Source organism: Parasphingorhabdus pacifica (assembly GCF_054779195.1).
In genome coordinates this window covers 395,107-419,229 of the sequence record NZ_BAAGYS010000011.1, presented here as the reverse complement: position 1 = coordinate 419,229, position 24,123 = coordinate 395,107, and the positions used below count along the sequence as shown (strand labels likewise).

Here is a 24,123-nt window from a genome sequence, read left to right as displayed (position 1 = left end):
CGCCGAAGGCGGGACGGTCCAGCCGATGCGAGCCCGGCGAGACCGCCCCTGATGGATGACCGGCGGGTCAGTCCAGATCGTCGTGGCGCATCAGCTGCCGGCCCGCCTCGGTGACCGAGCCGGACAGCGACGGGTACACCGAGAAGGTGTTCGCCAGGTTCTCGACCGTGACCTGGTTCTGCACGGCCATGGCGATCGGCAGGATGAGTTCGCTGGCGTTGGGAGCGACCACGACACCACCCACGACCACGCCGGTCTGCGGGCGGCAGAACACTTTGAGGAAACCACGGCGCAAACCGGCCATCTTCGCGCGCGGGTTCGTCGCCAGCGGCATCACGACCGCTCGCGCGGGCACCTCGCCGGAGTCGATCGCCTGCTGGCTGATGCCCACCGTGGCGATCTCCGGGTGGGTGAACACGTTGGCGGCGACGGTCTTGAGCTTGATCGGCGCAACACCTTCACCGAGGGCGTGCCACATGGCGATCCGGCCCTGCATCGCCGCGACCGACGCGAGCAGCAGCAGACCGGTACAGTCGCCGGCCGCGTAGACGCCGGGCACGTTGGTGCGCGACACCCGGTCGACGGGGATGTAGCCGCCGCGATCCAGCTCGACCCCGACGCGCTCCAGCCCGAGATCGTCGGTGTTCGGCACGGAGCCGACCGTCATCAGCGCGTGGCTCGCCTCGACCTGGCGGCCGTCGGCGAGGTGGATGAGCACACCTTTTTCGGTGCGTTCCACCCGCTCGGCCCGCGCGTGCTTGACGACCTCGGTTCCCCGTTCGGCGAAGACTTCTTCCAGAACCCCGGCCGCGTCCGCGTCCTCGTGCGGCAGCACGCGGTCCCGGCTGGAGATCATGGTGACCTTGACGCCCATCTCGGTGTAGGCGGAGGCAAACTCGACACCCGTGACACCGGAACCGATCACGGCCAGGTGTTCGGGGAGTTCGGGGAGGTCGTAGAGCTGTCGCCAGTTCAGGATCCGCTCACCGTCGGGTTTGGCGCCGGGCAGCACGCGGGGCGTCGCGCCGGTGGCGATCATGACGCAGTCGGCGATGATCTCCTCGGATCCACCGCCCGCGAGTTCCACCCCGATCCGGTGCTGGGCCAGTCCCTGCTCGGTGTTGGTGAACCGCGCGGTGCCCGCCAGAACCCGGACGCCTTCGCGCCGAACCCGGGCGCGGATATCGGCCGACTGGGCCAGTGCCAGTCCCTTGACGCGGCCGTGGACCACGGCGACATCGACCTCGGAATCGTCCCGGTTCAGTCGAACACCCAGTTCGCGCGCGTCGCCCGCGCCGGATCTGGCTCCGGCCGACGCGATGAAGGTCTTCGACGGCACGCAGTCGTAGAGCACGCATGCCCCGCCCAAGCCGTCCGGTTCGACCAATGTGACGTCGGCCCCGTGCTGCGCGGCGACCAGCGCCGCCTCGTAGCCTGCGGGTCCGCCACCCATGATCACGATGCGGGTCACTTCGCGTTCCTCCCGTATACCAGCCTTGTGGGCGCTGGACCAACCGTACGCGGCGGCGAACGCCCGCAGTGCCTTCCGGTCGCACCGGTATGTGTGATGTTCGGCAAACGGGTGATACCGACACGGTCCGGACACCGGGAGTGGCTCACCTGTTCGAAGGTATTCCCTGGTCCGGGGAGTTCGGAGCCGCTCGGGCGCTTCCGGGCGGAGTCGCCGCATTCACACCTTCCGCCAACGGTGATGCGATCCACCCCACCGTTGTTGCACGCGATCGCTACCCTGTGGGACGTGCCGCTGTACGCCGCGTACGGATCGAACATGGATCCGGCCCAAATGATGGAGCGAGCCCCGCATTCTCCGGTCGCCGGGACGGGCTGGCTGAAGGACTGGCGGTTGACCTTCGGTGGTGAGGATTTCGGCTGGGAAGGCGCCCTCGCGACCATCGTCGAGGAACCCGGGGAACAGGTGTTCACCGTTCTCTACGACGTCAGCCCGGAGGACGAGCGCCAGTTGGACCGCTGGGAGGGGTCCGAGCTCGGCCTCCACAAGAAGCTGCGGCTTCGGGTGGATACGCTCGACGGCTCCGTGCTCGCCTGGCTGTACGTGGTCGACGCGTACGAGGGCGGGTTGCCGTCGGCCCGGTACATCGGAGTGATGGCCGATGCCGCGGAGGCTGCCGGTGCACCTGCCGACTACGTGAAGATGATCCGCACTCGACCGTGCGGCAACGTCGGTCCCTGACCGTCGCGGCGGCCGACATCGTGTGCTGCCGCTCCGGGCAGGGCGCCCACCTCCGTTCTGCGCAGGCTTGCGACCGCCTCGCGCAACCCGAGGCGGTCGGACCGGATGGCGTGGTCGTTGTCACTGGCCGCTGAACCACGCGGGCGCCGGTGCCGATCGGTCTCACAGCCAACCTCGGTCGAGCAGTTCGGTCCGGAAGCGTTCGTAGTTGTCCGCGAGGTCCGCCACTTCGCCGGCCGCCGGTTCGATCAGCTGTCCGGCGGGCACCATTTCGGTTGCCGCCGTGCTCAGATCGGGATGCACCGACCCGGCGGCCGCCAGCAGTGCCGCGCCCAGTGCGCTGCCCGCTTCGGGAACGCGCAACACCGGCCGGTCGAGCACGGTGGCCCGGATCCTGCACCACACCGCGCTACCGGCCCCGCCACCTGCCGTCCGTAGCGGGCCGTCTGCGACGGCACCGAGAGCGGCGAGCCGTTCGAGCGCCAAGCGTTCGCAAAAGGCCACCCCTTCGAGCCGGGAGCGGTGATCGTCCACGTCGTCGGCGGGGTCGCCCAGCATGAAGCGGGCCGCTTCCGCGGCCTGAAAGGGAAACCTCTCCCCCACACCTCGAAGCGGGTAGTGAACAACTCGGGCCGGACCCCGCCGGGCGGCCTCGGCGTCGAGCTCGGCGAGCGGCCGGGTGCTCGTTCTCGACAGCGCCGACCCACCGACGTTGGCGGCACCGCCGGGCAACCAAGCGCCGTCCGGGTGCAGGTGGCTGTAGACCGCGCCGGACGGATCGTGGACCAGCTGCCCGGAAACCCCCTTGAGCACGAGGGTGGTACCCAGGATCGTCACGAACTGCCCCACGTCCACGGCACCGCTGGCGAGCTGTCCGGCACAGCCGTCGGTCATGCCCGCCCGAACGACGCAGCCCACCGGCAGCCCCGTCGCACGCGAGCCGGCCGGTTCCACTTCTCCCAACACCTCGGTGGGCCGGACGACTTCGGGCAACAACGAGTCGGGAACCCCGAGCGCGTCGAACACCTCGTGGGCCCATTCACCGGCGACGACGTCGTAACCGCTCTTGAGCGCGTGGCTGGAGTCGGTGGCGACCGGATGGCCCACCAACGGCCGGGCGATCAGTTCGGGAGTGTGGCAGGCCAGCACCGCATCGTCGGGGCGGCCGGCGGCCAACCATGCGATGCGGGCGATGCCGGACCCCGCGGACGGTGTGGTGCCGGTTCGACGCCAACGGTCGGCTCCGGCCTCGGCAGCTGTTCGAGCGGGCTCCTCAGCACGGCGGTCGTCGTACATCAGGGCCGGAGTCACCGGTTCGCCCGCACCGTCGACGAGCACGACGGTGCCGGAAGTAGCCGAGATCGCCAACGACCGGATCTCGTCGGCCCTGGAGCCGAGGGCCACCGTGCACTCGGCCAGGCAATCCCGGGCGGCAGGCCACCAGCTACTGGCGTCCTGCTCGGACCGCCCGCCGGACGACCGCACCGGTTCGGGCAGTGGCCGGGCGGCCGCCGCGATCAGCCCGCCTGCTTCGTCGTGCACCTGGACGCGCACGTTCGCGGTGGCCACATCGACCCCGGCGACGAGTCCGCCCATCACCGCTGCCCCGCGAGTCGGTCGAGCGCACCGGGCAGCTCGGCCATCGACGGCAAGGCGATGTCGGGCTCGGCGAGCTGTGCGGTGGTCGGTTCCGGCGGCGCCTCGCCGCGCAGGATCCAAACGGTGCGCAGGCCCACCTCCTGGGCGCCCCGAACATCGGTGTCCAGTCGATTGCCCACGTGCACGGCATTGCGGGCGGACACCCCCGCAGTCTTCAGAGCGTGGTGGAAGATCGCCGGGTCCGGCTTCTCGGCGCCGACGACCTCGGATATGGCCCAGACGTCGATGAACTCGGCGACGCCGTCGCGGCGCAACGCCTCCTGCACGACCTCGCGTTGATTGGCCACCACGGCAACGCGGCAGTGCTCGGTGATCCGGCGCAGCGCGGGGAGTACGTCCGGGTACAGGGCCGAGGGCGGGTACGTCCAGTACCGGTTGGCGTGTTCGGACAGCCGCCGCCGATCTCCCGGCCCCAGGAACCGTTCGGTCATCGCACTCCGGAGTGATCCGCTCTGTGCTTGCCGCTGCCGATCGTAGACCTGCTGAAACTCGGTTTCGTCGACGTGCGTCCCGTGTTCGGCAGCCAGTTCGCGGGTGGCCCGCAACAAGGCGTCCCGGTAGGCGGCATCGTCGTAGACCGGTCCGCCGACGTCGAGGAGGACCAGCTCGACGGGTACGGCCTCCGGTGACTGCCGCGCTGCCGCGGCCATCGCCGTGGGCGCCTGCGCTGGTTCTGGACCTGGGTCTGACACGTCTGGTCCTTTCGGTGCTGACCGGGTGGTCCGGGCATCGAGCACGGAGATTCCCACCGAGGACGGAACTATAACTAACGTTCTGAAACTTATAACACCGAGAATGTGATTTCAGCTCTCGTGCAGCGACTCACAGGCGGGCCTCAACGCCCGCCCAGGAGCGCGACCGCCCGCCCGGCAGGGGACCGATCGCGGCCGCCCCCGGCCTCGGCGGCCATGCTCGGATCCGCCCGGGCCAGACCGAGCAACGCCGACCCCTGTCGGGTCCCGCGCCGATCCACCCGTCGGTCCAGTCGCTCCCCGACCATCGCCCGGAAGCGTCCACCAGCGGCCCCGAGGTCGACCAACGCCTGCTCGAGGCACGCCAATGCCACCCGCTGCGGCCCCGTGCACAGCAACTCGGTGATCGCCACGTCCAGCGCCTGCGCCCGGAGCCCGTTCAGCAGCACGACATCGGATTCCCTGATCCAGGCTTGGGTGATGACCAGGCCGGGCAACGCGCGCACCTGTCGATCGTAGGGGACCGTCACGTGCACGCTCGGACCTTCGGCGGCCGCACAGCCGTGCATGGCGACGGCCGTGGGGCCGGAAAGGACCGCGCTCGGACCGCTCCGGATCAGCGCAGCGGCAGCTCGGGTCAGCGGATCGTGCTCACGGCTGCCCGCGACCACCACACCCCGCCAGGGTTCCGACAGGTACCGCTCCCGGATCATGTCCGCCACGGTCCGCGAGCCGAACCGCCCCTCGGCGTCAGCCCGCGAGAGCGCTCCGTGCCCGGGCAGGACGCGGAGCACATCCAGCGCCGTCGGGTCCGGCCCACCGGCACCGGCCGCTCCACTGGCAGCACTGCCCCGCTCAGGTCCTCCGCCGCCGGGCCCCGCACTGGCAGTTCTCGAGCAGGCAGGCCCCGCGCTCCCGGTTCTCGCACTGGCAGGTCCCGCGCTGGCAGGTCCCGCGCTGGCAGTTCCCGCGCTGGCAGGTCCCGCGCTGGCAGTTCCCGCGCTGGCAGGTCCTGCGCTGTTGGGGAGCCCGTCCGCTGCTCGGCAATCGATGTTCGAAGTCATACTTGAAAGAGGCCGCAGACCTCGCCACAGATTCACCTCGATCGTGTGACTCCGAAGGTGCAACGGCATCGAGTCCCCGGCATTGGATCCACCGGCATCCGGACCACCGGCGCCCGGCACCACCGAGCGCCCGGCACCACCGAGCGCCCGGCACCACCGAGCGCCCGTGAGCGCCCGGCTTCCGACGCCGGCTACCGGCCCAAGGCCGCCATCGCCGTGTGCACCATGACCCGCACGCCTGCGTGCAGCGCCCGCTCGTCGAGCTGGAAAGTCGGCTGGTGCAGGTCCTTCACCCGTCCCTCGCTGGAAGAACGCACCCCGAGCCTGCCGAACGAGCCGGGGACGTGCTCCAGGTACCAGCCGAAGTCCTCACCACCGGAAGACTGCGGTGTGCTGGTCGACGCGTGTTCGCCCAAGCCCTCCTCGATGCCCGCGCGCATCAGTTCGGTGCTGTCGGCGTCGTTGACCACCGGTGGAACGCCACGGCGGTGGTGGAGGTCGAATCCCACCCCGAGCGGCGCCAACAGGCCCTCCACCAGTTCGTGGACGAGAGGTTCCAGCTCGGCCCAGGTCCCCCGGTCCCCGGTCCGCAGCGTCCCGCTGAGCACCCCGCTCTGCGGAATCGCGTTGGGTGCCTCACCCGCGTGCACCGCACCCCACACCAGGACGGTCCCGGTCCTCGGGTCGACGCGCCGGGACAGCAAAGTCGGCAGCCCGGTAGCCACGGTGCCCAGGGCATGCACGAGGTCGGCGGTCAAGTGAGGACGGGACGTGTGGCCTCCCGGGGAGGTGAGCCGCAGCTCCAGCAGGTCACTCGCCGACGTGATCGGCCCGACCTTGGTGCCGACCCTGCCCACCGGCAGTCGAGGGTCGCAGTGCAATCCGAAGATGCGTTCGACACCGTCCAGCCCGCCCGCGGCCAGTACGTCGAGCGCCCCACCAGGCATGACCTCCTCGGCAGGCTGGAAAATCAACCGAATGCGCCCGGGCAGGTGCGGCGCCGTCGACAACGCCATCGCCGCACCGAGCAGGATCGCGGTGTGCGCGTCGTGACCACAGGCGTGGGCCGCACCTTCCACTGTGGACGCGAAGGGCAGGCCGGTAGCTTCCGTCAGCGGCAGGGCATCGATGTCCGCGCGGAGGGCAATGGTCCGCTTCGCCTGGTGGGCCTCCGGCCCGATGTCGCAGATCAAACCGGTCCCGCCGGGCAACGTGCGCGGGCGCAAGCCGATCTCGGTGAGCTTGTCGAACAGAAGCGCGGTCGTTCGGTGCTCGGCCCTGGACAGCTCCGGATACGCGTGGAGGTGACGCCGCCACTCCACCACCCGCTGCGCGTTCTCGTCGAGCCAAGCGTCCAACCAGGACGGTCCGCGCCCGGCACCGAGATCGTCCACAACGAATTCCACGTCGGACCCCACGGGGGACATAGTGGTGCCGATGCCCGTACTCGGCTCGTCGGCGTCACCGGCCTGCCCCGCTTGTTCGACCTCCTCGGGTGCGGCCGCTCCCCGACCTCCGGAGACCTGTTGGCGGTCCGCGGACTGCTTCCCATCCGTTCCGCGCGAATCCACAACTGTCACGCCACGCCTCCTGACGCGAAATAATCGTCTGCTGAACACGCCCCCGAAATCCCGGGGCGACTCCGTACCGCAGCGAGCAATCGAGCGCGCTGCTCACCGTCGAGCACCGCGGCCACCGTGGTCGCAGCCATGGCCATCGAGCCGTCGAGCACCGCGCGGTCCGCGGACGTACCCGCACACGCCGCCGCGAACTCTTCCTGGTGGTTGGCGGCATCACCGCAGTCCACCGCGATCATCGGATGGATCGCGGGCAGTACTCGGGTCACATTGCCCATGTCGGTGCTGCCGATGATCCGTTCCGGTTCCCCGCTCCGATCGGCCGGTCGGCGTCCGAGCTCGGAGATGGCCGAACGGTAGGCCTCCGACAACCACTCGTCGGGAGCCAGCTCGGCGTAGATCGGCGAGACCTGGTCGATCTCCCAAGCACATCCGGTCGCTGTAGCACCGGCCTCGAAGCAGGCCCGGACGCGGTCCTCCAGACGCTGCAGGGACTGCGAGTCGGCGGCACGCAGGTTGTAGACCGCCGTGGTCTCGGCGGGAACGATGTTCGGCGCCGCGCCACCCGAACTCACGATACCGTGGACCATCTGCCGGGGCTCGAGGTGCTGGCGCAGCAAACCGATCGCCACCTGCGCGACCGTGATGGCATCGGCGGCGTTCACTCCGGCCTCCGGCGCTGAGGCGGCGTGCGCGGCGCGACCGGTGTAGCGCACCTCGAGATCGTTGATGGCCAGGGATCCGGGTGCGCAGACGTCCTCCGGCCCCGGGTGCACCATCATCGCCATGGCCACGTCGTCGAAGACGCCGCGCCGGAGCATCAGCACCTTGCCACCACCGGTTTCCTCGGCGGGGGTACCGATCACCCGGACGGTGATGCCGAGTTCCTCGGCGGTCTCCGCGAGCGCGAGCGCCGCACCCACCGCCGCGGCGGCGATGATGTTGTGACCGCAGGCGTGGCCGATGGCGGGCAACGCGTCGTACTCCGCGCAGATGGCGACGACGAGTTCGCCGCTGCCGCGTTCGGCGGTGAATGCGGTGTCCAAGCCGGCGACCGGACGGGTCACTTCGAAACCCTGTTCGGCCAGGACGTCGACGACCTTCGCTGCGCTGCGGTGTTCGGCGAAGGCGAGCTCCGGCTCGGCGTGGATGTCCCGCGCGAGCCCGACGAGTCGCCGCCGATGCTCTCGGACGGCGGCGTCGCAGCGTTCACGCGCGATCCGAGCCGTCTCGGACGCTGCCGTCTCGGACGCTGCCGTCTCGGACGCTGCGGGATGGGGATACGGGCCGGTACTCATTTGCCGCCCATCTTGCAGCATTCAGGCGGGCGGCACGGCTTCGCGCGGGGCCGGGATGGATCACCGGTAGCACCACTGCGACAAGCGGCCCGGCTGATTCAGCCGAGCCGAACTCGCCGGCAGGGTGTGGGTCGGCACCGGTCGGGGGGCTTCCCGGTGCCGACCCACGTCTGTGCGGGGCGATGCCCCAGTCCCGATCGATCCGTCGCTACGGTATCGATCGCTTCCCATGTCACGGTCGTGGCACGTGTGACTGGTGTGCTCTACACGTACAGTTGTGAAAATCCCACAGGTTTGGCGTCAGGTCCAGTCCACAGCGAGAATTCGTTTGCTGAAGACTCGTGAAACCGACCGATCGGCCGCTTTCGAGTCCTCGGCTTTCAGCCGCGCTTTTTCCACGGCAAGCCTATGATCGGCTTCTTTCGCAACTTTCGGGACAACAGCACCAGGCCGATCAGTACCGCACCGGCCACGCCGATGCCATACCGCTGCGAGGTCATCGGCTCTTCGGACGACCGCCCGTTCTCAGGTATCGGCGGCGCGGGTTCGGGCTGCTGCGCATGCACTTGCACCTGCATCTGCATTGTCCCGGCCCCCTGGGACGGCTCCGCGCCCGCGGTTGCCGGCGCGATCGCCATGGAACTTCCGAGCGCGATGGCCGCGATCGTTCGAGGGATCCGCGACGACTTCACGGCTCCACACCCTTCCGCACAGAAATCTTCCAAGGAAACAAAAGCAGGACCGAACGCGCCGAGTCCCCGGTCGAACGCAAACGCTCGACACGGCCCCGGAGGAACGCGGCTCTTCGCACCGAATCATTTGATCACATTCGGCGCCGGTACTGGTCCCCGGCAGCGGAGTTCGCCGGAATGTCGCAGCTTTCCCGAAACAACTGCCGAACGTGTCCGCCCAGCTCAGGGACGAACCGCGAACAAGCGTGATTTCACGCACGCGGAGTGCGCGAACAGCTACCCTTCGCCACTTCGGACGCCGCGCGCGAGGGGCCGGACAGGCAGCCTGCAGCGGGGCCGAAGGATACCGGCGCCGAGCGCATCTGGAGCCGTGCGCGTCAGGAGCGGAACCGCCGCTCCCGTTCGAGACGGTTTCCCAGGTCGTCGACGACCAGCGTCTTGTGCCGGGCATTGCCCGAGCGGTACGCCGCACGACCGACCAGCTGCGAGAGGATGGGTGAGGTCAGCATCTGGAACAGAGCGACGAGCACGAGCCCCGAAACGTACTTGACCTCTACCTGCGTGGCCGTGCCGATCAGCACCAGGATCAGGCCGAGAGTTTGCGGCTTGGTCGCCGCCTGCAACCGCGAGGCGACGTCGGGGAAAGTCAGCAGGCCGATCGCACCCATCAGGCACGAGAACGCTCCGGACAGCAGGCACACGGCGGAGAACACGTCGAGCCAGGTCACTGGTAGGGCTCCTTCTTCTCCACGAGACGGGCCGCGGCGACCGAACCGACGAACGCCAGCAACGCGAACGTGGCCAGCAACGCGATGTTCGAGCCGTCGTTCTGCGAGGCCATACCCACGCACGTGCCCGCGACGATCAGCGTGATCAGCACGTCGACCGACACGATCCGGTCAAGCGTCGTGCTCCCCCGGATGAGACGCACCAGGACGAGCAATCCGGCCGCGCACAGCAGACCGAAGGTCACCGCGAACACGACAGCCATCAGCTCCCTCTCCTCGAACGCTCCTTGATAGCTGCCACCTCGGCGTGCGATCCGACCGCCCGCACGACCTTGTCCTCCAGCAACAGGACATCGCGACGCACCGACTCGACGTCGTCCTGGCCCATTCCGAGCGTGTACACGTAGCAAATCCGATTGACGCGGTCGATCTGCAGGACGAACTTGCCCGGCGCCAGCGAGACCGCGTTGGCCACCATCGCGATCAAGTGATCGGAGTCGTTGGCCATGGTCACCGCGACGATGGCCGCCTTCACCCGGGGGCCGTACCGCACCGCCTGCCACGAGACCCGGAGCGTCGAAACGAGCAGATCCCACGCCAGGTACAGCGCCAGGCCGAGCAGCGGCAACGGGTGCACGACGATGGCGGTGACGATCGGCGGTACCGGGAACACGGTGGTGACCAGCAGCGCGACCAGGACACCGAAGAACAGGGTTCCGATGTCGAACGTTCCCCACAGCATGACCCATACGAGGGCCAACCAGATCAGCAGCGGCAACCGCCGCACGATCCGCGCGAACGGCCTGTGGGAACTCACCGAGCGCTCCGGGCTCACGTCCCCTCCTCTCCGAGCACGGCCGTGCGGTACGGACCGCCGTCCATCAGGTCGATCGCCGCACGCTCGCTGATCGCGGCAAGTGGACCCGCCGCGACGGCGATGACCACGCTCGCCGCCACCAGCACTCCCGTCGCGGCCACCATCGGCCTGGACGAGACGGCCGTTCCCACGACGAGTTCGTCGGTCGGATCCGGGTCCGCCTCCGGAGAACGGACCGCGCCCCAGAAGACCCGCGTCCACACCCGCGCCATGGCGTACAGCGTCAGCAGACTGGTCAGCACCGCACCGCCGGTGACCGCGTAGGCCGTCCAGGTACCGGCCTCGACACCGGCCTGCAGGAGCGCGAGCTTGGCCACGAACCCGGAGAACGGCGGCACGCCCGCGAGGCTCAGCGCGGGCAGTGCGAACAACCCCGCGATCAGCGGGGCGGCCTTGGACAGGCCTCCCATCCGACTCAGCGCCACCGTGCCGGTGTGCCTGGTGATCAGACCACTGACCAGGAACAGGGTCGCTTGGACTGTGATGTGGTGGACGACGTAGAGGATCACGCCGGTCATGCCCGCCGCGTCGTAGACACCGAGCCCGAACAGCATGTACCCGATGTGGCTGACCAGCAGGAACGACAGCATCCGGTTGAGGTCGTTCTGCGCCAGCGCACCGAGTGCGCCCACGATCATCGTGATCAGCGCGATCGCGAGCATCAGCGTCCAGCTCGTCGAGTGGTCGAACACGAGCGTCTGGGTGCGGATCATGGCGTAGATGCCGACCTTGGTGAGCAGGCCCGCGAACACCGCGGTGACCGGAGCCGGCGCGGTCGGGTAGCTGTCCGGGAGCCAGAAGTGGAGCGGAACCATCGCGGCCTTGATGCCGAAGACGATGACCACCAGCAGCCCGAGCGCGTTCTGCAGACCTTCCGGCAGCTCGGCCACCTTGTTCCCGAGGTCGGCCAGGTTCACCGTGCCGGTGGAGGCGTAGACCAACGCGATCATCGTGATGAACAACAGCGACGAGGTGAGGCTGACGATCACGTAGGTCATGCCCGCGCGGATGCGGCTCGGCGTGGTGCGGCGCGTGATCAGCACGTACGACGAGGAGAGCATGATCTCGAACGCGACGAACAGGTTGAACAGGTCGCCGGTGAGGTACGCCAGCGACACGCCCGCGCACAGCATCAGGTACATCGGGTGGAACGTGGTGCTGGAGGTGTCCCGCCCGTAGTCGGCCACGCGCTGTCCGACCGAGTAGATCAAGACCGCCAGCGTCACGACCGAGGAGACCAGCAGCAACAGCGCGGCGAGCCGGTCGGCGACCAAGGTGATCCCGAACGGGGCGGGCCAAGCACCGACCTGCAGGACGACCGGGCCGTGGTAATCGGTCGCCCACAACAGCACGGCCGCGTCGGCGATGATGGCACCCAGCACCACGATCCCGAGCACCCGCTGGATGTCGGCGAACCGGCCGAGTGCCAGCGACATCCCGGCAGCGGCCAGGGGCAGCAACACCGGAATGGCCAGCAGAACGCTCACTGCGTCGCCTCCGTCTTCAGATCCTCGCCTCCGGAGGTGCCCTCGGACGTCTCGCCCTCGGACTCGGCCAGCCTGCGTTCCAGCCGACTGATCCGGCGGTCTTCCAGGTCGTCCCGGACCTCGTCATCACCGAGCATCGACCACGATCGATAGGCCAAGGCGAGCAGGAACGCCGTCAGCGCGAAGGTGATGACGATCGCGGTCAGCGCCATGGCCTGCGGCAGCGGATCGGTCATCTCCTCGGGCCGGGCGACGTCGAGCATCGGAGGCCGTCCCGGCGGTCCGCCCGCCAACTGCAGCAGCAGGTTCGCACCGTGCCCGACGATCACGATCCCCATCAGGATGCGCATCAACGAGCGTTGCATCAGCAGGTAGAAGCCGACCGAGTAGAGCACCGCCAGCACGAGGGCCATCGACAGGTTCACCGTCATGTCCGCTGTTCCCGTTCTTCCGCCAGCACGTCGGCCTCCACCCCGGAGCCGAGGGTTCGGAGCAGATCGAGCACCACACCGACGATCAGCACGAACACGCCGATGTCGAGCAGGATGCTGGAGACGAATTTGATCTGGCCCAGCAGTGGGACGGTGAACTTCGTGATGGTGCTCTCCAACACCGTGCCGCCGAACAGCAGCGGCAGGAAACTCGTCGCGGTGGCGATCGTCAGGCCTGCGCCGATCAGCACCGGCGGTCGCAGCGACACGATCGCGCTGTCGTCCATCCGGCCGCCCGCCAGATAGCGCAGCACGAAGGCCTGGCCGGCCACGAGCCCACCGGTGAAGCCGCCACCGGCCCGGTCGTGCCCGGCGAACAACAGGTAGATGGCCAGTACCAACACGGTGGGGAACACGGTGCGGGCGGCCAGCTCGAGCAGGACGGTGCGTTCCTGGTGCCTGCGCGGGAACCCGGAGAGCAGCCAGCGTTCGGTGGGCGCGTCCCAGCTCGTCCAGGGAAGTTCCTCGGGCGATGTCACGCGGTGTCGGTCGGTCATTCGCGCACCTCCTCCTGCCGTTCGTCGCCGCCGACCGAGGCCGCCGGTTCGGACGTCGTCTCGCTGAGCCTTCGGCGCTCGAAGCGCGAAGCCAGCACCAGGCTCGCCACACCGGTCGCGGCGACCGCCAGCACCGAGATCTCGCCGACGGTGTCGAGGGCCCGGAAGTCCACCAGGATCGCGTTGACCACGTTCGTGGCCCCCGCTCCTTCCTCCGCCCGGTGGATGAACTCGGCGCTCGACACCTGCGGAGCCTCCCGCGCGGAGCTGAAGAGCACGGCGGCCAGCGAAATGAACACGCCACCGGCGCCGGCGATCAGCAGTTTCGGAACCCGCAGCATCCGCCGGACGTCGCCCTGCGTGAACCGGGCGGGAAGCCTGCGCAGCACCAGGACGAAGGCCACCATCGTGAGGGTCTCCACCACGAACTGGGCGAGCGCGAGGTCGGGACCACCGTCGAGGATGAACAGACCACCGATGCCGTAACCGATGACGCCGACCATCAGCACCGCAGTCAGCCGCCGCCTGGAACGCACCATCCCCACGGCGGCGACGATCACCACGATCGCCAGCGGAACCTGCAGCGGTTCGTCGTAGAGGCGGAGGTCGTCGGGCAGGCTGGTTCCCACGAGCGCGGTTCCGGGAACGACCAGCACCGTGAGCAGGATGATTCCCAGGTAGGTGGGCAACGAACCGACCTGCACCCGGCCGGTGACGCCGACGGCGACGCGTTCCAGCAGCGCCATCAGCACTTCGTAGCCTCGCTGGGCGGTGAGCACCTTCGGCAGGCGCGCGCGCAGCTCCTCCACCCGTGCACGACGGAGATGCAGGAGCACACCACCGGCGACCGCGATCGCCGACAACAGCAGCGGCAGATTCAAGCCGTGCCACAGGGCCAGGTGGTAGTCGCCCGGGGTCGTCGTGACCGACTCCGCGTACTTGCTCGTGAGCGCGTCGGTGACCGGGTAGGCCACACCGAGCACGAGGCCGAGCGCGGCCGGGATCCCGGCGGTGATGAGCAAGCCCGGTCCGGGTGGCTTGGGTTCCGTCTGGGCCACGCCGGGCTTCTCGGCGAAGGCTCCCCACAGCAGGCGGAGGCTGTAGCCGACGGTGAGCGCCGAACCCAGCACCAGGCCCGCGTCGATCAGTGCTCCGGAGACGGTGCCGTTGAGGAAGGCGCCGAACGCCGCTTCCTTGCCGAGGAATCCGAGCATCGGCGGCAGGCCGGCCATCGAGGCGGCGGCGACGGTGGTCAGCGCCGCCAACCACGGGAGTCGCTTGCCCAGTCCGGACAGTTCCCGGATGTCCCTGGTTCCGGCCTGGTGGTCGATGATGCCGACGATCAGGAACAGCGACGCCTTGAACATGCCGTGGGCGAGCAGCATCGCCGCACCCGCGATGGCGGACTTGTAGGTGCCGACCCCGACGAGCAGCATCAAGAAGCCCAGCTGGCTGACGGTGCCGTAGGCCAGGAGCTTCTTGAGGTCGTGTTCGTGCAGCGCGCGCCAGCCGCCCATGAGCATGGTGGCGAGTCCGAACACCGCGGTGAGCACCCACCACGGGGTGAGCCCGGCGAAGATCGGCGCGAACCGCGCCACCAGGAAGACGCCGGCTTTGACCATCGACGCCGCGTGCAGGTACGCGCTGATCGGCGTCGGAGCGACCATCGCTGCGGGCAGCCAGTTGTGGAACGGCAGCTGCGCGGACTTGGTGAACGCCCCCACCAGGATCAGCAGGGCCGCGACGACCGCGGAGGTGCCGCTCGGAGGGTCGGTGGCCAGTTCGGAGATCCGGTAGGTGCCCGCGGTCTCACCGAGCACGACGAATCCGAGGAGCATCACCAGCCCGCCCAGCGTGGTGATCATCAGCGCTTGCAGTGCCGACCGCCTGGACTCGCGGCTGACTCCGGCCTGACCCACCAGCAGGAAGGAGCAGATCGTGGTCAGTTCCCAGAAGATGTAGAGGGTGATGAGCTCGTCGGCGAGGACGAGGCCGAGCATCGCACCGGCGAAGGCGAGCAGCAGTGGGGCGGAACGGCGCGCGTCGCCGCTGGCGGCGCCGAAGTAGAACGGTGAGTAGAGCAGTACCAGGACACCGATCCCGCACACGAGCACGGACATCAGCACCGACAGCGGATCGAGCCGGAAGGTGAACGCCAGGTCGATCACCGGAGCCCACGCCAGTGATTCCGTGATCTCCGCACCGCGGAGCACGTCCCCGGTCCGCGCCAGCACCCAGGCGAGTGCGCAGGCGGGCGGCAGGGCTGCGAGGTAGAAGGCGAGGCCGGTCCTGCGGCGGGCGACCATCGGGAGAACCAGAGCGACCAGCAGGTGAGCCGTGACGAGAGCGAGCAAGTACACCTCCTCGAAGCCGGTACGGCGCGGCCACACACGTCGACACCAGGCACGGGAGCGCTCATCGCCCGCCCGGCGCCACCGGGGTCGGGGCCGGTGGCACCACCGGACTCACCCCGATACTTCCGGTTTCGCTCCACCGTTTCGATCGGCACGGGACCAACCGCCCGGATCACGCCCCCCGGTCTTCGGGCTCGTCAACGCGGTCCGATCGCTGACCAACTTATCCGAGATGAGTGACTCGCACATAATCGCGCGGGGTCGTGTCGGTACCGCGCCGAGCGTTCTGTAACACCGATTTTTCGTTGCGGCGAAATGGACTTTCACGTCTGCGGACCGCCGTCACCGCACGCGTCCGACGTGGGTTATGTCACGCGATCGCCGGCCGGAGTACTACTCACTATTATTAACGACCCGCGAGGGGTGCTCGCGGTGCCGCGAACTACCCGGGACTCGCCCCGCCGCGCGGATCGACAATGGAAAATGACGCCGTGCCCACGCCACCCGAGGACGACGCACCGACCGGCTCGACCCGACTGATCGCCGACAGGTACCGACTCGACCACGAGATCGGCGGTGGCGCCATGGGCACCGTGTGGGCCGGCACCGACGAGCTCCTCCGCAGGCAGGTGGCCGTCAAGGAAGTTCGGTTGCCTCCCGGCATGCCCGAGGGGGAAGCCGCGGAGCTGCGGGAGCGCGCACTGCGGGAGGCTCGCGCGATCGCCGTGGTCAGTCATCCGAACGTGGTCACGCTCTACGACGTCGCTCGGCAGGACGGCGAACCGTACGTCGTGATGGAACTGGTTCCCTCCCAGAGCCTGGCGACGATCCTCGACGAGCACGGCGCGCTCGCCGAGGCCCAGCTGGCGCTGATCGCCGATGGCGTCGCCGCGGCACTGGAAGCCGCACACCGGGCGGGTGTGGTGCACCGCGACGTCAAACCCGGCAACGTGCTGCTCGGTGATGGCGGCCGGGTCAAGCTCAGCGATTTCGGGATCTCCCGCAACCTTTCCGAATCGACCATCACCCGCACCGGGATCATGCTCGGCACCCCCGCCTTCATCGCCCCGGAAATCGCCTCCGGCGACCCGGTCACGGCCGCAGCGGATCTGTGGGGGCTCGGCGCGACGCTGTTCGCCGCCGCAGAGGGCCACCCGCCGTACGACATCGGCGACGACGCGGTCGCCACCGTCACCTCCGTCGTGCACGACCCGGTTCCGGCTCCGACCACCACCGGGCCGGTGGCCGAGGTGATCGCCGGACTGATGGTCAAAGACCCCGATTCGCGGATGCCGCTGACCGACGTGCGACGGCGACTGTGGAGCCTGCTTCCGGAAAACGGTTCGCGGCCGTTCGACCTGCTCCTCGATCCGGAGGCGGCCACGATCCGGGTGCCCCGACCAGCGGCAGCACCGGCAACCCCGGCATCGGCGGCGGCGTCGGCGGCGTCCCTCGCGGCCGACGCCGACGGTAGCGGCGGAGCGCCCCGGGATGCCGAAGCACCTTCCCCACCACTCGCGGGCGATCCCGGCCCGCTGCCGTTCACCCCACGCGAGCCCGCACCTCGAAGCCGAGGTCGGGCCCAACGCCGCCTGGCAGCGACCGCGACCGCGCTCGTCGCCGTGCTGCTGTTCGCCGCGGCGTCGGCCGGTGGCTTCGTCGCCGTCCGCACGTTCGCGGGGGCCGCGCTCGTACCGAGCGGCCCGGAACGTTCCCAGCCGCCCACACCGCCGTCGATGGTCCGATGGATCGACGACACGGCGCACACCTCCGACGGCGGGGGCAACGGGCGGTTCGCGATCACCGTCCCGGCCGAGTGGACCGTCTTCCACAGCGAGCGGGAGGACTTCACCAACAGCAAGAGCATCCACTTCGTGGCGCCCGCCGGGGACGACGAGGTCGTCGTGCAGCGGTTCGGCGGCTTCTTCGACGACGGGTACGACGTCGACGACTACCTCGACGAGCTGCCGGAACTCGCGGCGGGCAGCCGCGGCGAACTGATCATGCACGTGGAACGGCCCGGCAGCGACGGGGCCGTGCTCCGGCACCTGGCTTACACGACCGTGGAATCCGGCATCGTCGCTTCGTCGGGTCCGGACATGCGGCGGGCGACGGTCGCCGAGCTGCTTCGGCGGGGCGACGACCTGTGGGTCGTCCGAGCCACCGTTCCGGCATCCGAGCAACCGCGAGGAGCGGACCTGTTCAAGGCGGTGCGCCCGGATTTCATCCCCGAGGTCTGAGCGGCCCTGCCAGAAGATCAATGACCTGGCATGGAGCACGAACGGACGCGTGGCGCTCGTCCAGCAGTAGCGCCGAAGTGCGCTGGAAATCCGAGACGGACAGCAGGGTCGCCCAGGTGTCATTCCAGCCTGGTGCTGGCAGGCTGGAATGGTTTCGGGGTGGAACTCGCCTCACGTACCCCAGCGGACGTGGCTGGAGTTGGATCAGAGCCCGCGCCGTCTCGTCTCCTCATGCCTGGAGGGGTGAGCCGTCGAAGTTTTCGCGGATTCGGGCTCGAATGACAGGAATGCGACGTGATTTATGCCATTGCCAAATTCGGGCACTTGGCCTAATGCTCACCCATCGGGAGACGTTAGAGTAGCGCTCGCACGATTTGAGTAGGTTTGAGGCAAATGTCCGTCTGGTTTTCAATTGGATGAGGATCACGTGAAGCGCGGATTTTCCTGGGCAGGAAGCTCGCTTGCTGCCATCGCGATCGTTTTGGCTTCCTCCGGTCCCGTTGCCGCAGAGGAAACCTCTTCCGATAAAAGCGGTCCATTCTGTGCGACGATGGTTGGCGAAGCACCGCCAAGCGGAAACTCCCCTGTTCTGGCTGAGGCATGCTCCGAAGTGTCCCCCGAGGACGCAGCCACGAAGATGAGGGCCGAGTATGCCGAACAAACAGGTGGCGCAGAATCAGTGGCCACCATGGCAGACCTTCCGCTCATGCATTGGTACGAGCACGGGAACTTCAATCGCGACCTGGCTGGTGCGATGACAACCATTTACGGATCAGCCGGAACCTGCGACACGGCCGGTTACCGAGTGGAGCCCGCTGCTTGGTGGCAGGACAACTTGTCCAGCATATTCGGCGATGGCTCTTGTGCATATGCCGATATCACCAACAGGGCATTAAATTACACGAAAAGAAACGTGCATGTCCATTACGACTACAATCCAGGACTGGGTAGTTTCGACAACAATGTCGGGATAGTCAATATCCATGCCTGACCTTAGAGTGATTTCCCTTGGTCGCGTCAACTGGAAGAGGATTACTCATCCTCGGCGCGATAAGTCTCGCGGCGTCCGCTTCGGCGGACGACCATTGTTTCTGGGTTAACCATACCTCGAGAACAAGGTGTCACGGAGCGCTATGGGAGACCGTCGCGCTTCGTGCTCTTCCTGCAGCCACATGTCGGTTCCGACTACGAGATCACGTTCTATATATGGGGCACTACCCTGATGAAGATCTTTGTGGGTCTCCCGTCGCTGAGGGAGGCAGGATGCCACCCATGTTCGTGATGACGAGGAGTCGATGTGCCGAGTGACCTGTCTGCCGAGGTACCGGAAGTGTCCGGCCGCCGCACGCTGTCGACCGTGCCGGTCCTGTTGCTCGTGGGGCTGGTCGGGGTGCTCTCCGGCGTATTCGCCGCCTATAGCTATTACGACGATCTCCTGCGTGCCTTCGCGCACGCCCTGACGCCGTGGGTGCTGCTCGCCGTCGTGGTGAGTGCGCGACGCCCCACGCGCGACGCCGCGCTCCGCACCGTCACCGGCCTGGTCGGTGCCGTGGTCGCGTTCTACGTCGGCAAGCCGCTCTTTTACGGCGTGCACTACCCGAACGTGCCGACGATCGGTGTCAATCCCAGCGACGTGGTCCTGTGGACGGTGTTCGCGGTGTTCTCCGGGACCGTGCTCGGCGGCGTCTTCTCGAGAATCGGCGGCGCCTCGTGGGCGAGCGCGGCGGCAACCGCTGCCGCGATCGCGCTGCTGGCCGCCGCGACCATCAGCGAAACGGGTTTCCGGATCCGTGGGGACGACCTGTTGTTGATCGCCTTCTCCGCCTGCGCCGTGGCCGTCGTGCTGTTCCTCGCCGACACGACGGGCGAGCAGTTGAAACGAACCGCTGTCCTCGTGGTTCCGCTCGTTCTGGCAAGTCTCGCGCTCGTCACCGCACCCGACCTGATCGAGCAGGTGCTCATCCAGCTGTAGTGGGGTTCGGGGCTACCCGGCCGGATTGCACGTTCTACGGACGACCCGGCCGGGGTGCTCCACGCGGCACCGCGGCCCGGGAACAAGCGCTAGGGTCGCGTCCCGTGACTCCTTCGACGACACCCGATCCCTCGGCGGCCGCGAGCACGGCGGCGGCGAGCCTCGCCGAACTCAGCGGCGCGGCCCATCACGACCTCCTCGTGGTACTCGGGTCCGGCTGGCAACCCGCCGCCGAAGAACTCGGCACCCCGGCAGCGGAGCTGCTCATGTCCGACCTGCCGGGGTTCGCCCCTCCGAGCGCGACCGGTCACAGCGGCAAGATCTGGTCGATTCCGGTCGCGGGCAAGCAGGTGCTGGTGATGCTCGGACGCACCCACCTGTACGAGGACAAGGGAATCGACCCGGTCGTGCACGGCGTGCGCACCGCCGTCGCGGCCGGTTGCCAAACGGTGATGCTCACCAACGCCGCGGGCGGCCTGCGCGAGGGCATGGCCGTCGGCCAGCCCGTCCTCGTCAGTGACCACGTCAACATGACCGCCCGGTCACCACTCGTCGGCGCCAACTTCGTCGACCTGACCGACCTCTACTCGTCGCGGCTTCGGGATCTCGCGCGCGAGATCGACCCGACGCTCGAGGAGGGCGTGTACGCGGGCATGCCGGGACCGCACTTCGAAACGCCCGCCGAGATCAGGATGCTGCGCGGCAACGGGGTCGACCTCGTCGGCATGTCCACCGTGCTGGAGGCGATCGCCGCGCGCGCGGTTGGCGCGGAGATTCTCGGGGTTTCGCTGGTGACCAACCTGGCGGCGGGCTTGTCCGGGGAGCCGCTGAACCATCAGGAGGTCCTCGAGGCCGGTCGGGCCTCGGCGACCCGGATGGGCAAACTCCTGCGCGCGCTCGCCGAGCGGATCTGACGCGGCGGGCCGGTTGAGCGGGGAGCGGGAAACGATGCGAGGCACAGTCGATCCGGCGCTGCGCGACGCCACCCTCCGGTGGATCGCCGATGACGTGGACGAGCGAGACCGTTCCGAGCTGCGCGACCTGCTGGATCGGGCGACGGCCGGTTCCACCGACGCGGTCGCGGAACTCACCGAGCGCATGGCAGGCATGCCCACCTTCGGCACGGCCGGTCTGCGCGGCCCGGTTCGGGCGGGTGCGCTCGGCATGAACCGCGCGGTGGTCGTCCGCACCACCGCTGGCGTCGCCGACTGGCTCGAAGCGAACGGGCGGGGCGGTGGCGTGGTGGTGGTCGGCCGGGACGCCCGGCACGGCTCCGAGGACTTCGCCGTGGATACCGCGGGTGTGTTCGCGGCGGCCGGATTCGACGTCCGGCTGCTACCCGAACCACTGCCCACGCCGGTGCTCGCCCACTCCGCCCGGACGCTGGGTGCGGTGGCGGGCGTGCAGGTCACCGCTTCGCACAACCCTCCGGAGGACAACGGGTACAAGCTCTACCTCGACGGTGGCGTACAGCTCGTCTCCCCGGCGGACGCCGAGATCGAGGCGGCGATCGCCCGCACGCCACCGGCGGTGTCGATTCCGCGCGTGGACGGCTGGACGGTGCGACACGACGCGCTGACCGCCTACCTGGATCGGGTGGCGACACTGCCGCGCGGCGTCGACCGGAACCTGCGCGTGGTGGCGACCGCGCTGCACGGTGTCGGCGCGCAGCCACTGGTTCGGGCGTTGCGGGCCGCGGGCTTCGACGACGTTCACCTGGTGGATTCGCAGTCCGAACCGGACCCGGACTTTCCCACGGTCGGCTTTCCCAATCCGGAAGAACCTGGAGCCACCGACGCGCTGCTCGACCTCGCCGCGGAGATCGATGCGGACTTGGCCGTGGCGCTGGATCCGGACGCGGATCGTTGCGCCGTGGGGGTGCGCGAACCCGACGGGCGGTGGCGCATGCTCAGTGGCGACGAGACCGGGGTGCTGCTCGGCGAGCACCTACTGTCCACCAGGACAGGCCCGGGCGGGTCTCGAACGGGCACGGGCGGCGATGCGAATCCGCTGGTGGCGACCACGATCGTGTCCGCGACGATGCTCCGGTCGATCGCCGAAGAGCACCACGCCCGCTACTCGGAAACCCTGACCGGATTCAAATGGCTGGTGCGGTCGGATGACGGCCACGGCACGGGGTTGGTCTACGCCTACGAGGAAGCCCTCGGCCACTGCGTGGACCCGGAACACGTGCGCGACAAGGACGGGATTTCGGCTGCGGTGCTCGCTTGCGACCTCGCCGCGACGGTGCGGGGTGCCGGCAGCGATCTGCCCACGATGCTCGATCAGCTGAGCATCCGGCACGGGGTGCACCGGACCGGGCAGGTATCGATCCGCGTGACCGATCTCGGCGTCATCGCCGAGACGATGCGCGAGCTCCGCGCCGATCCGCCCGCCGAGCTGGGCGGGGTCGCGGTGCGGACCGAGGATCTGCTGCCGCGCACCGACGCCCTCGTCGTCACCGGGCCCGGTGGCCTGCGGGTGGTCATCCGCCCGTCGGGCACGGAGCCGAAGCTGAAGTGCTACCTGCAGGTCGTCGAACACGTGTCCGGAACTAAGCTGCTCGACGCGAAGAACCGAGCCGATCGGCGGCTCGCGGAGCTGAGTTCCGCGGTGTCCGAGCTGGTCGCTCCTGAGCGGGAAAGCGGGTGAGCGCGGTGCAAACCGAATCGGATCGAACCGTCGGGCGGCCGTTGCGCAATGCACTGTGGGCAGCGCTCGGCCTGGCCCTGCTGGCGGCGGTGATCCTCCTCCTCGTCGCGGACTGGACGGCGCTGTGGATCGCCGCTGTGGTGGCGGTGGTGGCGGTTCCGGTGTTCTGGTCCGCCAACGCGGTGGTAGCCAAGTACACGCCGGTCGACGGCGCCGGGTAGCTACGGCCGCTGAACGCGAGCGCGGACCACCGGTTGCATTCACCCGAGGCGACCGGGAAAGCTCGTGAACGTGTCCAGGTTGTTGATCGTTCACCACACCCCCTCACCGAACCTGCAAGCGATGTTCGAGGCCGTGGTCGAGGGCGCCACCACCGACGAGATCGAGGACGTCGAAGTGGTTCGCCGCGCCGCGCTCGAAGCCACCGCATCGGACGCGCTCGCCGCGGACGGTTTCATCCTCGGTACTCCGGCGAACCTGGGAATGATGAGCGGTGCGCTGAAGGTGTTCTTCGATTCCGTCTACTACCCGTGCCTGGATTCCACCCGTGGCCTCCCCTACGGGTTGTACGTGCACGGGAACAACGACACGGCAGGCGCGATCCGCGGGGTCGAGATGATCACGACCGGCCTGCAGTGGGAGAAGACCACCAAGCACGTCTCGGTGACCGGCGAGCCGGGCAAGGAGGACCTCGAAGCGTGCTGGGAGCTCGGGGCCACGGTCGCCGCCGGGCTCATGCCGGACGTCTGACGGGGCGGTACGCCGGGACGGGCGAAAGTGAGGCGGAACACGAAGGCCCCAAGTTGATCTTGAAAACGCCCGCAGCGTAACCTGGTCCCGTCGCCGGGGCGCGCACCCGGTGACACGTCGAACGCCCTGAACGCAGCCCGCCTTCCCTTCAACTGTCGTGCTCGCGTTCAGGGCGTTCCCATAGGTGATGGTATATGCCAAACGGCCGAAATGCGCAGGCCGTCCCATCTCGCCCCGTGGCGCCATGACCTCGCATTATTTTCCGTTGATCACCGGTTTCCGCCGGGTCGTGCCCGAGCTCGTGGACCACGAGCTGCGCACCGTCCGGAACGCCTGCGAACCGGACGCTCCCACCGCTTCCGCGCGGTCACCGATCCCCCGATCGGCACCACCACCGAGCGCCCCGGGACCGAATCTGACCAGCGGCGAACCCGCTCAACGGCATCGTGGCGAACACACTTCCACCGGGCAACGTTCGACCAGGTCAGGGGCCAGAGGTTACGCTTTAAAGGTGAGTGAGGAAACGATCCAACTCGAACTCAACGACTCCGGCGTCTCGGTAGACCTCCCCGAACCCTCACATCCGAGGGATCAGGTTCAGGGCGTCCCCTACAGGCCGGTCGAGTTCCGTGACGACGATCTGCCGTCCGCTTTGGAGCGGTCCGCCAACTGGCTGCGTGAAGCCCAAGCATGGCTGGGTGAACCCGTGGATGTCATTGCCGTCCACCTGGACTACGACGACAGAAAAGGTTCCCCCTACTACGACCTGAAGCTGCTGTGCAACGAAGAAGACCTGGCCGGAGCGCCGGTCGCGTTGCGCAAGCACGAAGCCACGGGCTGACCGGACACGAGAATCATCGGTGGTCCGTTCGAAAACTTCG

Annotated in this window: 23 protein-coding genes; 9 read left to right on the top strand and 14 right to left on the bottom strand. The window is 68.4% G+C overall.

Going from position 1 to position 24,123, the window contains the following annotated elements; translation table 11 throughout:
* Window positions 1-67: 67 nt before the first annotated feature.
* Window positions 68-1,471 (bottom strand): NAD(P)H-quinone dehydrogenase, encoded by a 1,404-nt coding sequence (locus ACYVAN_RS18915; protein ID WP_460961438.1) that lies wholly within the window; start codon window positions 1,469-1,471, stop codon window positions 68-70.
* Between the two features lie 240 nt (window positions 1,472-1,711).
* On the opposite strand from ACYVAN_RS18915, the gene ACYVAN_RS18910 reads away from it, so the two are divergent.
* A complete protein-coding gene (locus tag ACYVAN_RS18910; protein ID WP_460961436.1) occupies window positions 1,712-2,212 on the top strand; it encodes a gamma-glutamylcyclotransferase family protein in 501 nt (166 codons plus the stop codon).
* 162 nt (window positions 2,213-2,374) lie between these two features.
* Here ACYVAN_RS18910 and ACYVAN_RS18905 read toward each other — a convergent pair whose 3' ends face one another.
* The 13 genes from ACYVAN_RS18905 to mbhE form a co-directional block, all read right to left on the bottom strand.
* Window positions 2,375-3,808: an FGGY-family carbohydrate kinase gene (locus ACYVAN_RS18905; RefSeq protein WP_460961433.1), complete on the bottom strand. Its 1,434-nt coding sequence runs from the start codon at window positions 3,806-3,808 to the stop codon at window positions 2,375-2,377.
* Complete coding sequence (locus tag ACYVAN_RS18900; protein WP_460961432.1) at window positions 3,808-4,563, bottom strand: HAD family hydrolase; 756 nt, start codon at window positions 4,561-4,563, stop codon at window positions 3,808-3,810. The genes ACYVAN_RS18905 and ACYVAN_RS18900 overlap by 1 nt, the downstream gene beginning before the upstream one ends.
* A gap of 143 nt (window positions 4,564-4,706) precedes the next feature.
* A complete protein-coding gene (locus tag ACYVAN_RS18895; protein ID WP_460961430.1) occupies window positions 4,707-5,285 on the bottom strand; it encodes a hypothetical protein in 579 nt (192 codons plus the stop codon).
* Window positions 5,286-5,818: 533 nt separating this feature from the next.
* Window positions 5,819-7,207 (bottom strand): M20 family metallopeptidase, encoded by a 1,389-nt coding sequence (locus ACYVAN_RS18890; RefSeq protein ID WP_460961428.1) that lies wholly within the window; start codon window positions 7,205-7,207, stop codon window positions 5,819-5,821.
* Entirely contained in the window at window positions 7,204-8,502 is a 1,299-nt protein-coding gene (locus tag ACYVAN_RS18885; protein WP_460961426.1) for a M20 family metallopeptidase, read from the bottom strand. Before ACYVAN_RS18885 ends, ACYVAN_RS18890 begins: the two co-directional genes overlap by 4 nt.
* A gap of 380 nt (window positions 8,503-8,882) precedes the next feature.
* Complete coding sequence (locus ACYVAN_RS18880; RefSeq protein ID WP_460961424.1) at window positions 8,883-9,194, bottom strand: hypothetical protein; 312 nt, start codon at window positions 9,192-9,194, stop codon at window positions 8,883-8,885.
* Between the two features lie 377 nt (window positions 9,195-9,571).
* Window positions 9,572-9,922, bottom strand: a complete 351-nt coding sequence (gene mnhG, locus ACYVAN_RS18875) for a monovalent cation/H(+) antiporter subunit G (protein WP_460961422.1) — start codon at window positions 9,920-9,922, stop codon at window positions 9,572-9,574.
* Window positions 9,919-10,185, bottom strand: a complete 267-nt coding sequence (locus tag ACYVAN_RS18870) for a monovalent cation/H+ antiporter complex subunit F (protein ID WP_460961420.1) — start codon at window positions 10,183-10,185, stop codon at window positions 9,919-9,921. The genes mnhG and ACYVAN_RS18870 overlap by 4 nt, the downstream gene beginning before the upstream one ends.
* Window positions 10,185-10,757 carry a Na+/H+ antiporter subunit E gene (locus tag ACYVAN_RS18865; protein ID WP_460961418.1) on the bottom strand — a complete coding sequence of 191 codons (573 nt, stop codon included), beginning with the start codon at window positions 10,755-10,757 and terminating at the stop codon, window positions 10,185-10,187. Before ACYVAN_RS18865 ends, ACYVAN_RS18870 begins: the two co-directional genes overlap by 1 nt.
* Window positions 10,754-12,286: a Na+/H+ antiporter subunit D gene (locus ACYVAN_RS18860; protein WP_460961416.1), complete on the bottom strand. Its 1,533-nt coding sequence runs from the start codon at window positions 12,284-12,286 to the stop codon at window positions 10,754-10,756. Before ACYVAN_RS18860 ends, ACYVAN_RS18865 begins: the two co-directional genes overlap by 4 nt.
* A complete protein-coding gene (locus ACYVAN_RS18855) occupies window positions 12,283-12,717 on the bottom strand; it encodes a Na(+)/H(+) antiporter subunit C (protein WP_460961414.1) in 435 nt (144 codons plus the stop codon). The genes ACYVAN_RS18860 and ACYVAN_RS18855 overlap by 4 nt, the downstream gene beginning before the upstream one ends.
* Complete coding sequence (locus ACYVAN_RS18850; RefSeq protein ID WP_460961412.1) at window positions 12,714-13,274, bottom strand: MnhB domain-containing protein; 561 nt, start codon at window positions 13,272-13,274, stop codon at window positions 12,714-12,716. Before ACYVAN_RS18850 ends, ACYVAN_RS18855 begins: the two co-directional genes overlap by 4 nt.
* Complete coding sequence (mbhE, locus tag ACYVAN_RS18845) at window positions 13,271-15,628, bottom strand: hydrogen gas-evolving membrane-bound hydrogenase subunit E (RefSeq protein ID WP_460961410.1); 2,358 nt, start codon at window positions 15,626-15,628, stop codon at window positions 13,271-13,273. Before mbhE ends, ACYVAN_RS18850 begins: the two co-directional genes overlap by 4 nt.
* A gap of 491 nt (window positions 15,629-16,119) precedes the next feature.
* Between mbhE and ACYVAN_RS18840 the strand changes: the two genes are divergently transcribed.
* The 8 genes from ACYVAN_RS18840 (at window position 16,120) to ACYVAN_RS18805 (ending at window position 24,083) form a co-directional block, all read left to right on the top strand.
* Complete coding sequence (locus tag ACYVAN_RS18840) at window positions 16,120-17,868, top strand: serine/threonine-protein kinase (RefSeq protein WP_460961408.1); 1,749 nt, start codon at window positions 16,120-16,122, stop codon at window positions 17,866-17,868.
* A gap of 412 nt (window positions 17,869-18,280) precedes the next feature.
* Window positions 18,281-18,859 carry a hypothetical protein gene (locus ACYVAN_RS18835; RefSeq protein WP_460961406.1) on the top strand — a complete coding sequence of 193 codons (579 nt, stop codon included), beginning with the start codon at window positions 18,281-18,283 and terminating at the stop codon, window positions 18,857-18,859.
* Window positions 18,860-19,165: 306 nt separating this feature from the next.
* The gene (locus ACYVAN_RS18830) at window positions 19,166-19,840 is read left to right on the top strand and encodes a hypothetical protein (RefSeq protein ID WP_460961404.1); all 675 of its coding nucleotides are present in this window, start codon (window positions 19,166-19,168) and stop codon (window positions 19,838-19,840) included.
* A gap of 104 nt (window positions 19,841-19,944) precedes the next feature.
* Entirely contained in the window at window positions 19,945-20,754 is an 810-nt protein-coding gene (locus tag ACYVAN_RS18825) for a purine-nucleoside phosphorylase (RefSeq protein WP_460961402.1), read from the top strand.
* A gap of 34 nt (window positions 20,755-20,788) precedes the next feature.
* The gene (locus tag ACYVAN_RS18820) at window positions 20,789-22,492 is read left to right on the top strand and encodes a phospho-sugar mutase (protein WP_460961400.1); all 1,704 of its coding nucleotides are present in this window, start codon (window positions 20,789-20,791) and stop codon (window positions 22,490-22,492) included.
* On the top strand, window positions 22,489-22,713 hold the full coding sequence (locus tag ACYVAN_RS18815; protein ID WP_460961398.1) for a hypothetical protein: 225 nt from the start codon (window positions 22,489-22,491) through the stop codon (window positions 22,711-22,713). The genes ACYVAN_RS18820 and ACYVAN_RS18815 overlap by 4 nt, the downstream gene beginning before the upstream one ends.
* Window positions 22,714-22,783: 70 nt before the next feature.
* Window positions 22,784-23,242 carry a flavodoxin family protein gene (locus ACYVAN_RS18810; RefSeq protein ID WP_460961397.1) on the top strand — a complete coding sequence of 153 codons (459 nt, stop codon included), beginning with the start codon at window positions 22,784-22,786 and terminating at the stop codon, window positions 23,240-23,242.
* 511 nt (window positions 23,243-23,753) lie between these two features.
* Entirely contained in the window at window positions 23,754-24,083 is a 330-nt protein-coding gene (locus tag ACYVAN_RS18805; RefSeq protein WP_460961395.1) for a hypothetical protein, read from the top strand.
* The last annotated feature ends 40 nt before the right edge of the window (window positions 24,084-24,123 follow it).

Coding starts and splice junctions, on each gene's coding strand:
- ACYVAN_RS18910 (WP_460961436.1), top strand. CDS start 1,712: ATGCGATCCACCCCACCGTTGTTGCACGCGATCGCTACCCTGTGGGAC.
- ACYVAN_RS18905 (WP_460961433.1), bottom strand. CDS start 3,808: ATGGGCGGACTCGTCGCCGGGGTCGATGTGGCCACCGCGAACGTGCGC.
- ACYVAN_RS18885 (WP_460961426.1), bottom strand. CDS start 8,502: ATGAGTACCGGCCCGTATCCCCATCCCGCAGCGTCCGAGACGGCAGCG.
- ACYVAN_RS18870 (WP_460961420.1), bottom strand. CDS start 10,185: ATGGCTGTCGTGTTCGCGGTGACCTTCGGTCTGCTGTGCGCGGCCGGA.
- ACYVAN_RS18855 (WP_460961414.1), bottom strand. CDS start 12,717: ATGACGGTGAACCTGTCGATGGCCCTCGTGCTGGCGGTGCTCTACTCG.
- ACYVAN_RS18850 (WP_460961412.1), bottom strand. CDS start 13,274: ATGACCGACCGACACCGCGTGACATCGCCCGAGGAACTTCCCTGGACG.
- ACYVAN_RS18820 (WP_460961400.1), top strand. CDS start 20,789: ATGCGAGGCACAGTCGATCCGGCGCTGCGCGACGCCACCCTCCGGTGG.